The organism is Paraburkholderia sp. SIMBA_054 (assembly GCF_046534875.1).
Taxonomy (GTDB): Bacteria; Pseudomonadota; Gammaproteobacteria; order Burkholderiales; family Burkholderiaceae; genus Paraburkholderia; species Paraburkholderia hospita.
Map to the genome: position 1 here is coordinate 1 of NZ_JAWRXV010000012.1, position 13,820 is coordinate 13,820.

Below are 13,820 nucleotides of genomic sequence, written 5' to 3' on the forward strand. Positions count from 1 at the left end.
CGATTCAACCTTATCGGGAGGTGCCACACCGCATTAGACTCAACTGCAAATCTATCCGTCGAACCGGGTCAACTTCAGACTACCACCCCTTTGATCCGACGTGGGAGCAGTATGGCGAGCAGTTGCGTCAGGAACGCATGTGGGAATCCGTGCGGTACCGGAAGCAATGGGCGACGCTATTTATGTCACAGAGCGGGTTATGTGCGCACTGTGGTTGTGCTCTGACGGATGACACCGGCTGGCACGATCATCATCTGGAATATCGGATGCATGGCGGGTCGGACGCGTTGTCCAACCGGGTACTGCTTCACCCACACTGCCACCAGCAAGTGCACGCTGGTAGACTTGTAGTAACGAAGCCGGCCCCGTTGTAAACGGGGCATTGTTTGTAGGCTCGAGCTGTATGCGGTGAAAGTCGCACGTACAGTTCCAAGGGGGCCCCTTTTCCGAGAGGAAAGGGGGCTACCCTACAGCCGCCCGGCGGCTCCCTTCAGGTTCGCGCGCTGCCACAAGCCGCGCCCGCAAGGCTGGCGACCGCGCCCGCCGCTGCCAGTGGGGTGCATCGCGGGGTGCTCCGCGGATGCCCGCGGGCTGCCCGGAAAGCGTCGGCGAAAGGCGCTACCGGAACGCCTGTCCGGCCTCCGACGGCCGCGCGCCGCCCACGTCCCGTATGATGCTTGGTGCCGGTCCGGCCCGCGCCGCGCGGCCCGGGACCGCCCGCCGCGCAATCCCGTCTCATCGCTTGCCCGCTGCGTGGGGCGAGTGCTCCGTGGTCCCGGTCACCCGGTGGTCCCGCTCATTTACCCAGGACGAAGTGCCCGTCGTGAAACCGATACTCAAATCCAACAAGCTGTTGAACGTCTGCTACGACATTCGCGGGCCCGTTCTCGAGCATGCGAAGCGCCTCGAAGAAGAAGGCCATCGCATCATCAAGCTGAACATCGGCAATCTGGCGCCGTTCGGTTTCGAAGCGCCGGATGAAATCATCCAGGACATGATCCGCAATTTGCCTACGTCGTCGGGCTATTCGGACTCGAAGGGCGTATTCGCGGCGCGCAAGGCGATCATGCATTACGCGCAGCAGAAGGGCGTCGTGGGCGTCGAACTGGACGACATCTACATCGGCAACGGCGCCTCCGAGCTGATCGTGATGGCCTTGCAGGCGCTCCTGAACGACGGCGACGAAGTGCTGCTGCCCGCGCCCGACTATCCGCTGTGGACGGCGGGCGTGAGCCTGTCGGGCGGCACGCCAGTGCACTACATCTGCGACGAGTCGAACGCATGGATGCCCGACCTCGACGACATCCGCGCGAAGATCACGCCGAACACGAAGGCGCTCGTCGTCATCAACCCGAACAACCCGACGGGCGCGCTGTACTCGGACGAGCTGCTGCTCGGCCTGATTGCGATTGCGCGCGAGCACGGCCTCGTGATTTTCGCGGACGAGGTCTACGACAAGATCATCTATGACGGCAAGACGCACACGTCGATGGCGTCGTTGTCCGAAGACGTGCTCACGGTCACATTCAACAGCCTGTCGAAGAGCTACCGCTCGTGCGGCTATCGCGCGGGCTGGATGTGGGTGTCGGGACTGACGGGCGAAAACCGCCGCCGCGCGAAGGATTACTTTGAAGGGCTCGGCATTCTGGCGTCGATGCGCCTGTGCCCGAACGTCCCCGGCCAGTATGCGATCCAGACGGCGCTGGGCGGCTATCAGAGCATCAACGAACTGATCGCGCCGGGCGGGCGACTGTACAAGCAGCGCGAACTCGCGTACGACATGCTGACGGCGATTCCCGGCGTCACCTGCGTGAAGCCCGAGGCGGCCCTGTACATGTTCCCGCGTCTGGACCCGAAGCTGTACCCGATCGAAAACGACCAGCAGTTCATTCTGGATCTGCTGCTGGAGGAGCGCGTGCTGCTGGTGCAGGGCAGCGGCTTCAACTGGAAAACGCCGGATCACTTCCGCGTCGTGTTCCTGCCGAACGTCGACGATCTTGCCGATTCGATCCACCGGATCGCGCGCTTCCTCGACGGCTATCGCAAACGCCACGCGGCCTGAGCGCGGACACTCCGCGCCCGAACCGATTTACCAATCTCTCACTCGACACACACGCTGCATGGAACCGATCAAAGTTGGACTGCTGGGCTTCGGCACGGTAGGCAGCGGCACCTTCACGGTACTGCGCCGCAACCAGGAAGAAATCAACCGACGCGCGGGCCGCGGCATTGAGATTGCGCGCATTGCCGTGCGCAATCCCGCCAAGGCAACAGCCGCGCTCGGCAGCGAAGCGGGTACGGTCGCGATTACCGACGACTTCGGTTCGGTCGTCGACGATCCCACTATCGACATCGTCGCTGAAATGATCGGCGGCACGGGCATCGCGCGCGAACTCGTGCTGCGCGCGATCAAGAACGGCAAGCATGTCGTGACGGCCAACAAGGCGCTGCTCGCCGTGCACGGCACGGAAATTTTCGAAGCGGCGCGTGCCAACGGCGTGATGGTCGCGTTCGAAGCGGCCGTCGCAGGCGGCATCCCGATCATCAAGGCGCTGCGCGAAGGGCTGACAGCCAACCGCATCCAGTACATTGCGGGCATCATCAACGGCACGACGAACTACATTCTGTCGGAGATGCGCGACCGCGGCCTCGACTTCGCGACGGCGCTGAAGGCCGCGCAGGAACTCGGCTACGCGGAAGCCGACCCGACCTTCGACATCGAAGGCGTCGACGCCGCGCACAAGGCGACGATCATGAGCGCGATCGCGTTCGGCGTGCCTGTGCAGTTCGACAAGGCCTACGTCGAAGGCATCAGCAAGCTCGCTGCGATCGACATCAAGTATGCGGAAGAACTCGGCTACCGCATCAAGCTGCTCGGCATCGCGCGCCGCGCCGACAACGGCATCGAGCTGCGCGTGCATCCGACGCTGATCCCCGAAAAGCGTCTGCTCGCGAACGTGGAAGGCGCGATGAACGCCGTGGTGGTGCATGGCGATGCTGTCGGCACGACGCTGTACTACGGCAAGGGCGCGGGCGCGGAGCCGACGGCTTCCGCCGTGGTCGCCGATCTCGTCGACGTGACGCGCCTGCATACGGCTGATCCGGAGCATCGCGTGCCGCATCTGGCGTTCCAGCCGGACCGTCTGTCGAGCACGCCGATTCTCCCCATCGACGAAGTGACGAGCGGTTACTACCTGCGTCTGCGCGTCGCCGACGTGACGGGCGTGCTGGCCGACATCACGCGCATTCTGGCCGACACGGGCATCTCGATCGACGCGCTGCTACAGAAGGAATCGGAGCAGGTGGACGTATCGAAGAAGGGCGAGACGGACATCATCCTGATTACGCACGAGACGGTCGAAAAGAACGTCAACGCGGCGATCGCGAACATCGAGGCGCTGAAGACGGTCGTGTCGAAGGTGACGAAGCTGCGCATGGAAGCGCTGAACTGACGTACCGCACACACGTAAAGAGGCTAGCTCATGAATTACATTTCCACGCGCGGCGCCGGTATCGGCGAGCGCCACACGTTCTCCGACATCCTGCTCGGCGGTCTCGCGAAGGATGGCGGTCTGTATTTGCCGAACGAATATCCGAAGGTCTCGGCGGATGAACTCGCGCGCTGGCGCGCGTTGCCGTACGCGGACCTCGCGTTCGAAATCCTGCGCAAGTTCAGCGACGACATTCCCGACGAAGACCTGCGCGAACTCACGCGCCGCACTTACACGGCGCAGATGTACTGCAACGTGCGCGACGAGGAGAACGCTGCGCAGATCACGCCGCTGAAGACGCTTGGCGTCGAAGGCGGCACGCCGCTGTCGCTGCTCGAACTGTCAAACGGTCCGACGCTCGCATTCAAGGACATGGCGATGCAACTGCTCGGCAACCTGTTCGAGTACACGCTCGCGAAGCACGGGCAGACGCTGAACATTCTCGGCGCGACTTCGGGCGATACGGGCAGCGCCGCCGAATATGCGATGCGCGGCAAGAAGGGCATTCGCGTCTTTATGCTGTCGCCGCATAAGAAGATGAGCGCGTTCCAGACGGCGCAGATGTATTCGCTGCAAGACCCGAATATCTTCAACATCGCGATCGAGGGTGTATTCGACGATTGCCAGGATATCGTGAAGGCCGTATCGAACGATCACGCGTTCAAGGCGCAGCAGAAGATCGGCACCGTCAATTCGATCAACTGGGCGCGCGTCGTTGCGCAGGTTGTGTACTACTTCAAGGGCTACTTCGCGGCGACGAAGAGCAACGATGAGCGCGTGTCGTTCACGGTGCCGTCGGGTAACTTCGGCAATGTGTGCGCGGGGCATATCGCGCGCATGATGGGTCTGCCTGTCGAAAAGCTCGTGGTCGCGACCAATGAGAACGACGTGCTCGACGAGTTCTTCCGTACGGGGATTTATCGCGTGCGCAAGTCGTCGGAGACGTATCACACCAGCAGCCCGAGCATGGATATTTCGAAGGCTTCGAACTTCGAGCGGTTTGTGTTCGATCTGCTTGGGCGTGATCCGAAGCGTGTGTTGCAGTTGTTCCGCGATGTCGAAGAGAAGGGTGGCTTTGATTTGCAGGCCAGCGGCGACTTTGCGCGTGTGGAGGAATTTGGTTTTGTGTCGGGGCGCAGTAGCCATGACGATCGTGTCGATACGATTCGTGATGTGTTCGAGCAATACGACACGATGATCGATACGCATACTGCGGATGGCGTGAAGGTTGCGCGTGAACATCTGCAAGCGGGCATTCCGATGATCGTGCTGGAGACGGCGCAGCCGATCAAGTTCGGCGAGACGATTCGCGAAGCGCTCGAGCGGGAGCCGGAGCGGCCGGCGGCGTTCAGTGGGATCGAGGATTTGCCGCAGCGGTTCGAGGTGTTGGCGAATGACGCGGATCGGGTGAAGGAGTTTGTAGCGCAGCGGACTCGATAAGGGTTTGTTTTTTGTCTGCGACGCTGACGGGGTTTGTGCTTTTGCGGCGCGGGTGGATTGGTTTGCTTTTGGTTTCGCTGGCATCCGCGATTTGCCTTCGTGGTTCGTGCGTCGCCGTTCGGTGTTTTGGCGTTTGCGCTGGCATCCGCGTATTGCCTTCGTGCTTCAGGCGTCGCCCCTGTGCGGGGCGGCACCTACTTTTCTTTGCCGCCGCAAAGAAAAGTAGGCAAAAGAAAGCGGCTCACACCGCCAATCCTTCTTCTTGCCTGAGGGCCCTCAACGGGTCTTACGCTTCACACGGCAATCACGTGACCCATGTTCGTTGCCAACGCTCTTGCGGTGCGCCTCACCCGCTTCACGCACCCGCGTCGCCGCATGCCGTGCCAGATATTCCACGGCCGCCCAGGTGGCAAACTCTGTGTAGGCCGTAGTGCCTCGCACGCCTCACTTCGGACCGATAGCACGCGCATACCTCCATGTAAGAGCGCCAGGCTATACGACGCGATAGCCTACACACAGTTTGCCACTTGGGCGGCGCAAACCATTCGCTGCCGCTAGCCCAAGTTCGGGGGTTTGAAGTGGGTGAGGCGCTCATTCGAAGCGTTGGCAACGAACGCGAACAGGAATGCTGCCGTGTGAAGCGTAAGACCCTTTGGGGGCCCTCAGGCAGGAAGAAATGTTGGCGGTGTTGGCCGCTTTCTTTTGCCTACTTTTCTTTGCGGCGGCAAAGAAAAGTAGGTGCCGCCCCGCACAGGGGCGACGCGTGAAGCACGAAGGCAAAGTGCGGATGCCAGCGCAGACGCCAAAAACACCAATTGGCAACGCCCGCACTACAACCACCACCACCGAAAGGCAAAAAAGCAAACCACCCCGCATCGCAGATAAAAAAACCTGCCAACTACATGCATTGTCCCCTCCCGCTACAATGATTCTTTCCGAATCGTCCTCATCCGATCCGATGATGTCCACATCAACCTCTCCGGGATCACCTGCGCCACGCGCACCGATGCTCTCGACAGCCGACGCGCTAGCGACCTTACTTGGCGCCGCCGCACAAATCGCCGGCAACGAAACGTTGCCCACGCTGGAAGCGATCAACCGGGTGCTCGCGTCCGACGTCATCTCGCCACTCGACGTCCCGCCGATGAACACCAGCTCGATGGACGGCTACGCAGTGCGCGTCGCGGAGCTATCGCAGGGCGAGCGCCGTCTGCCCATCTCGCAGCGCATCCCGGCGGGTCACGCGCCGCAACCACTCGCCGAAGGCACGGCGGCGCGCATTTTCACGGGCGCGACCGTGCCGCCCGGCGCCGATGCCATCGTGATGCAGGAACAGACGGAAGCAGCCGGCGACGAAGTGACGATCCTGCACACGCCGAAAACAGGCGAATGGATCACGCAGCAAGGCGCCGACATCCACAAGGGTGCGACGATCCTGCCCGCGGGCACGCGGCTCACGCCGCAGGCGCTGGGCCTCGCGGCGTCCGTCGGTTGCGCGAATCTGGACGTGGTGCGGCGCGTGAAAGTCGCCGTCTTCTTCACGGGCGACGAACTGACCATGCCCGGCGAGCCGCTCAAGCCCGGCGCAATCTACAACTCGAACCGCTTCACGCTGACGGCCCTCCTGCACAAGCTCGGCTGCGAAGTGACCGACTACGGCATCGTGCCCGACAAGCTCGACGCGACGCGCAAAACGCTGCGTGACGCCGCGCAAGATCACGATCTGATCCTCACCTGCGGCGGCGTGTCGGTGGGCGAGGAAGATCACGTGAAGCCCGCCGTCGAGGCGGAAGGGCGTCTGTCGATGTGGCAGATCGCGATGAAGCCGGGCAAGCCGCTCGCGTTCGGCGCGATTCGCCGCACGGCTGCGCCCGATGCGCAAAACACCGGCTCGAACGAAACCTTCTTCATCGGCCTGCCGGGTAATCCCGTCTCGACCTTCGCCACGTTTTTGCTGTTCGTGCGCCCGTTCCTGCTGCGCCTCGCCGGCGTGCGCACAGTGACGCCGCGTGCGTTGTCGCTGCGCGCCGATTTCACGCAACAAAAGGCCGATCGCCGCAACGAATTCCTGCGCGCACGCGTCAACGCCGCAGGCGGCCTCGATCTGTTCCCGAACCAGAGTTCCGCCGTGCTGACGTCGACGGTCTGGGGCGACGGCCTGATCGACAATCCGCCGAATCATGCGATCAGCGCCGGCGAAACCGTGCGCTTCATCCCGTTTTCCGAGTTGCTGAACTGAGCACGGCCCTTGAGGCCGCAATTGGGCTGTTACCGACGATGAACATCCAGCTGAAATATTTCGCGAGCGTGCGTGAAGCGCTCGGCCAGTCCGACGAATCCGTGGACGTGCCCGAGGGCATCGCGACGGTCGGCGACGTGCGCACGTGGCTGCGCGTGCGTGGCGGCGTGTGGGCGGAGACGCTCGCCGAAGGCCGCGCGCTGCGCATGGCTTGCAATCACGTGATGACGGACGCGGGCACGCGTCTCACCGACGGCTGCGAAGTCGCGTTCTTTCCGCCCGTGACGGGCGGCTGACACAGCCAGCGAGGAACGATATGACCGTCCGAGTCCAGACAGAAGACTTCGACCTGTCGACGGAAGTGGCCGCGCTGCGTGCGCAGAATCCGAAGGTGGGCGCCGTCGCGTGCTTCGTCGGCACGGTGCGCGACATCAACGAAGGCGAGACCGTCCAGACGATGGAACTCGAGCACTATCCGGGCATGACGGAGAAGTCGCTGGAGGCGATCGTCGACGCGGCGCGCGAGCGCTGGCCGGGCACCGAGGTGCTGATCGTGCACCGCGTCGGCAAGCTGCTGCCGCTCGACCAGATCGTGCTGGTCGCGACGACGTCGAAGCATCGCGGGAACGCATTCGCGTCGTGCGAGTTCGTCATGGACTACCTGAAAACCCAGGCGCCGTTCTGGAAGAAAGAGAAGACGGAAAGCGGCGAGCGCTGGGTCGATGCGCGCGTGGCCGACGACGAGGCACTCGCGCGCTGGGGACTGAAATCGCTGAATTCGCGCTGAATTCGAAACCGGATTAAGCGTTATTCATTGAACGTTTCAAAAAATAACGCGCAAGCGATAATCCCGGTTGAAATGTTAAATCACGATTCTTGAGTCCCAATTTTCGAATCACATCGATTAATCCTGACCGTTCGATCAGCTTAATCGTCGTCGCGCGATTTACCGATGATTTTCGCCGGAAATGGTTCGCCACGCGGCTGCGCATGTTCGGCAGCGTGCTCTTCGCGCGAGCGGCGGCGCGGCGCGACGCGGTCCAGTAAATCCTGCTGCTCGGCGGGAATCTGGTAGTCCCAGCCGAACTTGCTCAGCTGCAGGCTCTGCGCGATACGCAGCGCGGGTTCCATGAAGCGCACGGCCGCCGCGGGTTCGTAACGTGACTCGACCGTGTCCAGGAACAGAAACAGCCAGCGGCTGAAGTGGCGCGGCTCGAGGCCCGCGAGCGGCATGTGCGCCTGTTGCACGTTGCCGCGATACTGTTTCGCGCCCAGCACCAGCGACCCCCAGAACACGCACATCTTCGGCAGATGCTCGTCCCAGCGCCCGGCGAGCTTCTGCTCGAAGGCGGGACCGAGCAGCGCGTCGGCGCGCACGCGGTCGTAGAACGCGTAGACCAACTCGCGGATGTTGTCCTCGTTGGGTTCGGCGTAACGCGTCGCGAGTCGTTCGATAGCGGGAATATCTGAAGAAATATCGGACTTCATATCTGGAACAAAAGTGAGTCGTGGCAAACGCGTCATCGCAAACGTTTTAGGCAGACGCGCTCTAAAATCAGAAAAAGTGCGCTTAAAAGGAAAGTTACCGTTTATAGTTACGCGAAATAACGAGATAAACGTCGCAATAAGATGTGTTATGTACGCATGTTATTGCGCAGCAGTACCGGCGTTAGTGGAGCCGGCGTGAACATTCCGCACGCTGACTCCGTCGCGATTTGCCTTTCAATGAGACTCACAGACTATACCGATTACTCGCTGCGCGTGCTGCTTTACCTCGCGGTTCGTTCCGAAGGACTGGCAACAATACAAGACATTTCCGATGCTTATGGCATATCAAAGAACCATCTGATGAAGGTGGTTCAGCGGCTCGCCGAACTTGGCTGGGTCGAGACCGTACGGGGGCGCAACGGCGGTCTGCGGCTGTACGAACATTCGTCGTCGCTGACCGTCGGCGAAGTGGTACGGGCGGCCGAGAACGACTTCGCGCTCGTCTCCTGTCTCAATGGCGCCGACGCGAGCGGCGTGCATCGCGAATGTGTCATTCAGTCGCAATGCAGGCTGAAGGGCATCCTCGAATCCGCGCGCGCGGCCTTCTTCCGCGAACTCGACAGCTATACGATCCGCGATATCGCCGAGCCGGCGTCGCCGCTGATGTCGCTGCTCGGATTGAAGCCATCGGCGACCGTTGTGCCCATCGTGCCCGCTGTGTCGACGGGCACCTGAAAGCGCACCGGGTCGGAGAAAGCAAGCCGGGCGCGCCGCCGCCCGGCGGCGTCACCGAACGCTCGTCCGATCCGGCGTATTTCGCGCTGAGCACGCCCGCAGGCCTGGGCCGGCCTGCGCTTGCCAACTGCCCAACTGCCCGCCGGCTATCCGCGCCGGGTCGCGCGTCCTGCCCCGCACCTTGCTTTCGCCCGATCCTGCGCGGGGCTACACTCGGCTGTGTCGACGGACTTCTGGCGCCGTTCACGCGTCCCGCACGATCGGGCCGCTGGCGTGTAAATTCTCTCTCCCTGATGCAAAAAAGCGCTTGAAACTGGCAGAAAACGCCTCATTTTGGTGGTAATCGAAATTGGAGGTCTCCTAGATGAGAGTCGACAAACTCACCACTAAATTCCAGGAAGCGTTAGCCGATGCGCAAAGCCTTGCCGTCGGTCATGACAATCAGTACATCGAGCCGGTCCACCTGCTAGCGGCCCTCGTCGCGCAGCAGGACGGCTCCGCGCGCTCGCTGCTCTCGCGCGCCGGTGTTCACGTGCAGGCGCTGCAAACGTCGCTCGCCGACGCCATCACGCGTCTGCCGCAAGTACGCGGCACGGACGGCAACGTGCAGATCGGGCGCGATCTCACGGGTCTGTTGAACCAGGCCGACAAGGAAGCGCAGAAGATCAACGACACCTACATCGCAAGCGAGATGTTCCTGCTCGCGATCGCCGATGACAAAGGCGAAGCGGGCCGTCTCGCGCGCGAGCACGGCCTGTCGCGCAAGTCGCTCGAAGCGGCCATCGTGGCCGTGCGCGGCGGCGCGCAGGTGCATAGCCAGGACGCCGAAAGCCAGCGCCAAGCGCTGAAAAAATACACGATCGACCTGACCGAGCGTGCCCGCGCGGGCAAGCTCGACCCGGTGATCGGCCGCGACGACGAAATCCGCCGCTCGATCCAGATTCTCCAGCGCCGCACCAAGAACAACCCGGTGCTGATCGGCGAGCCGGGCGTGGGCAAGACGGCGATCGTCGAAGGCCTCGCGCAGCGCATCGTCAACGGCGAAGTGCCCGAGACGCTCAAGGGCAAGCGCGTGCTGTCGCTCGACATGGCGGCGCTGCTGGCGGGTGCGAAGTATCGCGGCGAGTTCGAAGAGCGGCTGAAGGCCGTGCTGAACGACATCGCGAAAGACGAAGGCCAGACCATCGTCTTCATCGACGAAATTCATACGATGGTTGGCGCGGGCAAGGCGGAAGGCGCGATGGACGCGGGCAACATGCTCAAGCCGGCGCTCTCGCGCGGCGAGCTGCATTGCGTCGGTGCGACCACGCTCGACGAATATCGCAAGTACATCGAAAAGGATGCCGCGCTGGAGCGCCGCTTCCAGAAGGTGCTCGTCGACGAGCCGAGCGTCGAAGCTACCATCGCGATTTTGCGCGGCTTGCAGGAGCGCTATGAGCTGCACCACGGCGTCGATATCACCGACCCGGCGATCGTCGCGGCGGCCGAACTGTCGCATCGCTACATCACCGACCGTTTCTTGCCGGACAAGGCGATCGACCTGATCGACGAAGCGGCGTCGAAGATCAAGATGGAAATCGACTCGAAGCCCGAGGAGATGGACCGGCTCGATCGTCGCCGCATCCAGTTGAAGATCGAACGCGAGGCCGTCAAGAAGGAGAAGGACGAAGCGTCGCAGAAGCGCCTGCAACTGATCGAGGAAGAAATCGAGCGGCTCGACCGCGAATATTCGGATCTCGAAGAAATCTGGACGGCGGAAAAAGCGGCCGTGCAGGGCAGCGCGCAGCTGAAGGAAGAGATCGAGAAGACGCGTGCGGAAATCACGCGTCTGCAACGCGAAGGCAAGCTGGAGAAGGTCGCCGAGCTTCAGTACGGCAAGCTGCCGCAACTCGAATCGCAACTGAAGGCGGTCACGAAGGCCGAGGCGGAAGAGCAGAACAATCCGACCCGTCCGCGCCTGTTGCGCACGCAGGTCGGCGCCGAGGAAATCGCGGAAGTCGTGTCGCGCGCCACGGGTATTCCCGTCTCGCGGATGATGCAGGGCGAGCGCGAAAAGCTGTTGCAGATCGAAGAGAAACTGCACCAGCGCGTGGTCGGCCAGGATGAAGCGATCACCGCCGTCGCCGATGCGATCCGCCGTTCGCGCGCCGGTCTGTCGGACCCGAACCGTCCGTATGGCTCGTTCCTGTTCCTGGGGCCGACGGGTGTCGGCAAAACCGAGTTGTGCAAGGCGCTCGCGGCCTTCCTGTTCGACGCGGAAGATCACCTCATCCGCATCGACATGAGCGAGTTCATGGAGAAGCACAGCGTCGCGCGTCTGATCGGCGCGCCGCCGGGATATGTGGGCTATGAAGAGGGCGGTTATCTGACGGAAGCGGTGCGCCGCAAGCCGTACAGCGTGATCCTGCTCGACGAGATCGAGAAGGCGCACCCGGACGTCTTCAACGTGCTGCTGCAGGTGCTCGACGACGGCCGCATGACGGATGGCCAGGGCCGCACCGTGGACTTCAAGAACACGGTGATCGTGATGACCTCGAACCTCGGCTCGCAGGTGATCCAGTCGATGGTCGGCCAGCCTGAAGAAGCCGTGAAGGATGCCGTCTGGGAAGAAGTGAAGCTGCATTTCCGGCCGGAATTTCTGAACCGGATCGACGACGTCGTCGTGTTCCATGCGCTCGATCGCTCGAACATCCAGTCGATCGCGAAGATCCAGTTGGAACGCGTGCACGAGCGGCTTGCAAAGCTCGACATGCAACTGGTCGTGTCGGATGCGGCGCTGGAGTTGATCGGCAAGGTTGGTTACGACCCGCTGTTCGGAGCGCGGCCGTTGAAGCGCGCGATCCAGCAGGAGATTGAGAACCCGGTAGCGAAGCTGATTCTGTCTGGCAAGTTCGGTCCGAAGGACGTGATCCCCGTCGAGGTGGACAACGGCAAGCTCGTGTTCGACAGGGTGGTTCACTAAGGCGGCAAGGGAACGGAGCGTCGAAGCTCGACGCATCCGTTCCGGATGAAAAACAAAAAGGGCAACGAAGCGATTCGTTGCCCTTTTTTCATGCGCGGCGCTTCGACGAGGCCACGCGTAGCGAACGGCTGTGTTCAGGCGTTCTTGTTGCCGAACAGCCCCGCAATCTGGCCGAGCGCGCCCAACGCGCCCGACACGCCGCCTGCATCGACCTTGCCGTCGGCGGGCACTTCGCCGTTCGGCGTCGCCGCGTTGATCACGTGCGGCAGCACTTGCGACAGCAGGCCCGTCACCATAGAAGGTTCGACGCCGGCCTTCGCCGCGATATTGGTCACGGTTTCGGAGCCGAGCACGTTATGCAGCGTGTCGGCGGCGATCGGCTGGTTTTCGCCCGTGCCGACCCACGAGCTGATGATGTCGCCCGCGCCATTTTGCTGGAAGCGCTGGATCAGGCCGTTCAGGCCACCCGGCTGGTTGTTGACGAATTCGAGCGCGGCGGAAATCAGCGCCGCCTGGCCGCCGCCTTGCGGCGAGTTGCCGCCGCCGAGCATGGAACCGAGGGAGTCGAGTAGGCTCATGACAATCTCTCTTGAAAAGCCGGTGCGACGTGTGTGAAGCGTGCGCCGGCGGGGAACGAAACGCCACGCGGAGCGCGGCACCAATAGTGGCAGCAATGGCCGTTGATATAGGCGTGAGGCAGTGCGGCCACTGGACGCGGATGGATTGCGCGTCCTTATACGCCCGATGCAGCGGACGCGGCCTTGCTCTTCTTCGATTTCTTCGACTTCGAAGCGGTCGTGTCCGACGCTGTAGCAGGCGCAGAAGCCGCCGTAGCAGCGGGCGCCGATGCCGCAGCGGCGTCAGCCTTGCTCTTCTTCGACTTTGACGCCTTGCCGCCCGAAGCGGCGTCGGCGGGCGCGGCAGGCGCTGGCGTTTGCGCCGTGGTCGCGGCGGGTGCGGGCGTGGACTTCGACATCGTGCCCGCCGGCGCTTTGGCGGGTGCGCCTGTCGGCGGCGCGGACGAGCCGTTGATCGTCAGGCCCGCCGCTTCGAGATTCTTCACCGACTTCTGCCCGATGCCCTTGACCCGGTTGGCGAGGTCGTCGGCATCCTTGAACGGGCCGTTCTTGGTGCGTTCGTCGATGATCGCCTTGGCGTGGGCGGGGCCGATGCCTTTGACCGATTCAAGCGCGGCCTGGTCGGCGGAATTGACTTCGACAGCGGCCGCGTATCCCGCCGACAGCGACAGGACGAGCGCGACGAACAACATCAACAGCTTTTTCAACATGGCAATCACTCCATTGAGGGCAAACAGGTAGCCGGGAACGGACGACGCTTCCATTTGAGCAAGCACTGCGTTCAAGCATAGGACAATTTACTGTCCTCTTTCACCGAACGGCGCGAGACGAGGCGCGAATCGGCCGATTTATACCGCTCGAACCGTGACAAGACAATGCGAACTCAC

General features: G+C 62.5%; 13 protein-coding genes. 9 read left to right on the forward strand and 4 right to left on the reverse strand.

Annotation, left to right across the window (positions count from 1 at the left end; all coding sequences use genetic code 11):
• From SB822_RS16380 to thrC, 4 genes are all read left to right on the forward strand, one after another.
• Positions 1-374 (forward strand): HNH endonuclease (locus SB822_RS16380; protein ID WP_410855207.1); only part of this gene is annotated, 374 nt, incomplete at its 5' end.
• Positions 375-814: 440 nt separating this feature from the next.
• On the forward strand, positions 815-2,062 hold the full coding sequence (locus SB822_RS16385; RefSeq protein WP_035539403.1) for a pyridoxal phosphate-dependent aminotransferase: 1,248 nt from the start codon (positions 815-817) through the stop codon (positions 2,060-2,062).
• 58 nt (positions 2,063-2,120) lie between these two features.
• On the forward strand, positions 2,121-3,452 hold the full coding sequence (locus SB822_RS16390; RefSeq protein ID WP_007586527.1) for a homoserine dehydrogenase: 1,332 nt from the start codon (positions 2,121-2,123) through the stop codon (positions 3,450-3,452).
• Between the two features lie 30 nt (positions 3,453-3,482).
• Entirely contained in the window at positions 3,483-4,931 is a 1,449-nt protein-coding gene (thrC, locus tag SB822_RS16395; RefSeq protein ID WP_090835300.1) for a threonine synthase, read from the forward strand.
• Positions 4,932-5,522: 591 nt separating this feature from the next.
• On the opposite strand, the gene SB822_RS16400 is transcribed toward thrC, so the two are convergent.
• Complete coding sequence (locus tag SB822_RS16400) at positions 5,523-5,900, reverse strand: hypothetical protein (RefSeq protein ID WP_131542649.1); 378 nt, start codon at positions 5,898-5,900, stop codon at positions 5,523-5,525.
• Between the two features lie 37 nt (positions 5,901-5,937).
• Here SB822_RS16400 and glp point away from each other — a divergent pair, with 37 nt between their 5' ends.
• Genes glp through moaE form a run of 3 tightly spaced genes read left to right on the forward strand, consistent with a single transcriptional unit; the run spans position 5,938 to position 7,957 of the window.
• Positions 5,938-7,170 carry a gephyrin-like molybdotransferase Glp gene (gene glp / locus SB822_RS16405; protein ID WP_090835298.1) on the forward strand — a complete coding sequence of 411 codons (1,233 nt, stop codon included), beginning with the start codon at positions 5,938-5,940 and terminating at the stop codon, positions 7,168-7,170.
• A gap of 38 nt (positions 7,171-7,208) precedes the next feature.
• Entirely contained in the window at positions 7,209-7,466 is a 258-nt protein-coding gene (gene moaD, locus SB822_RS16410; RefSeq protein WP_007586520.1) for a molybdopterin converting factor subunit 1, read from the forward strand.
• Between the two features lie 20 nt (positions 7,467-7,486).
• Positions 7,487-7,957, forward strand: a complete 471-nt coding sequence (moaE, locus tag SB822_RS16415; RefSeq protein WP_079485802.1) for a molybdopterin synthase catalytic subunit MoaE — start codon at positions 7,487-7,489, stop codon at positions 7,955-7,957.
• Between the two features lie 140 nt (positions 7,958-8,097).
• Here moaE and SB822_RS16420 read toward each other — a convergent pair whose 3' ends face one another.
• Positions 8,098-8,658, reverse strand: a complete 561-nt coding sequence (locus SB822_RS16420) for a group III truncated hemoglobin (protein WP_090835294.1) — start codon at positions 8,656-8,658, stop codon at positions 8,098-8,100.
• 237 nt (positions 8,659-8,895) lie between these two features.
• On the opposite strand from SB822_RS16420, the gene SB822_RS16425 reads away from it, so the two are divergent.
• Together SB822_RS16425 and clpB are read left to right on the forward strand one after the other, a co-directional pair.
• A complete protein-coding gene (locus tag SB822_RS16425; RefSeq protein ID WP_007586514.1) occupies positions 8,896-9,393 on the forward strand; it encodes an Rrf2 family transcriptional regulator in 498 nt (165 codons plus the stop codon).
• Between the two features lie 364 nt (positions 9,394-9,757).
• The gene (clpB, locus tag SB822_RS16430) at positions 9,758-12,355 is read left to right on the forward strand and encodes an ATP-dependent chaperone ClpB (RefSeq protein WP_090835291.1); all 2,598 of its coding nucleotides are present in this window, start codon (positions 9,758-9,760) and stop codon (positions 12,353-12,355) included.
• A 134-nt stretch (positions 12,356-12,489) separates the two neighbouring features.
• On the opposite strand, the gene SB822_RS16435 is transcribed toward clpB, so the two are convergent.
• Together SB822_RS16435 and SB822_RS16440 are read right to left on the reverse strand one after the other, a co-directional pair.
• Positions 12,490-13,014, reverse strand: coding sequence for a YidB family protein (locus SB822_RS16435; RefSeq protein ID WP_409373047.1), 525 nt, complete (start codon positions 13,012-13,014; stop codon positions 12,490-12,492).
• Positions 13,015-13,088: 74 nt separating this feature from the next.
• Entirely contained in the window at positions 13,089-13,643 is a 555-nt protein-coding gene (locus SB822_RS16440) for a ComEA family DNA-binding protein (RefSeq protein ID WP_090835353.1), read from the reverse strand.
• Positions 13,644-13,820: the final 177 nt, after the last annotated feature.